1 protein-coding gene is annotated in these 621 nt (G+C 33.8%); it reads right to left on the bottom strand.

Translation table 11 applies throughout. From position 1 onward, the window contains the following. A partial coding sequence (gene fsa / locus FUA24_RS24540) for a fructose-6-phosphate aldolase (protein WP_148546065.1) occupies positions 1-621 on the bottom strand: 621 nt, incomplete at both ends.

The following is a 621-nucleotide window of genomic DNA, read 5'->3' as shown; positions in this document are numbered from 1 at the left end:
AAAATTTAGCTAAACCAATATCAGTTAATGGGTGCTTTAATAAACCTGTAATTGATTTTAATGGCCCAGTCATTACATCACTTCCTAATTTAGCACAATCAATTACATGCATTGTGTGACGGATTGATGCTGCTAAAATTTGCGTATTGAATTGATAGTTATCATAAATTTGACGAATTTCTGCAATTAGGTTTAAACCATCAGTTGAAATATCATCTAATCTACCCAAAAAAGGCGATACATACGTAGCACCTGCTTTAGCAGCTAACAATGCTTGTCCTGCTGAAAACACTAATGTTACGTTAGTTCTAATACCTTTATCTGAAAAATACTTACATGCTTTAATACCATCAGCAATTAAAGGTAATTTTACCACAATTTGTGGGTGTAAAGCAGCTAACGCTTCACCTTCTTTTACCATACCTTCAAAATCTGTTGATATTACTTCGGCACTTACATCACCATCAACAATTTCACAAATCTTCACATAATGGTTTAAGATGTTTTGTTCACCTGTAATACCTTCTTTAGCCATTAATGATGGGTTTGTAGTTACACCATCTAAAATACCTAGTGCTTGCGCTTCAGCAATTTCATCAAGGTTGGCAGTGTCTATAAAAA

The sequence above is a fragment of the Seonamhaeicola marinus genome (assembly GCF_008085455.1).
Note: the sequence above shows the minus strand (reverse complement) of the source record. Positions and strands in the feature narration are given on the sequence as shown.